Source organism: Streptomyces sp. NRRL B-24572, from assembly GCF_002156145.1.
Lineage (GTDB): Bacteria > Actinomycetota > Actinomycetes > Streptomycetales > Streptomycetaceae > Streptomyces > Streptomyces vietnamensis.
The window spans coordinates 399-648 of record NZ_MWIG01000910.1 but is presented as its reverse complement, the minus strand read 5'-3'; the positions used below and the strand labels follow the sequence as shown (position 1 = coordinate 648).

The following is a 250-nucleotide window of genomic DNA, read 5'->3' as shown; positions in this document are numbered from 1 at the left end:
CCTCTCCGAGCTCCGCCCCCGCCCGACAAGGGTGATCCCGCACGACGACGCGGGTCGGCGCGGGTGGGTTCCTCCCCCTCCGCGTATTACGTTGAGGAAATGCCGTCCATCGCACTCGTCACTCTCGTCGTCCGTGACTACGACGAGGCCATCGCCTTCTACACCGACGCCGTCGGCTTCGACCTGGTCGAGGACACCGACCGGGGCGACGGAACCCGCTGGGTCGTCGTCCGCCCGCGCGGCGCGGCCG

General features: G+C 70.8%; 1 protein-coding gene. It reads left to right on the top strand.

The features are described 5' to 3' along the window. Positions 1-99: 99 nt before the first annotated feature. The coding region (locus CCN56_RS38105; protein WP_179200142.1) for a VOC family protein at positions 100-250 on the top strand (151 nt) is incomplete at its 3' end.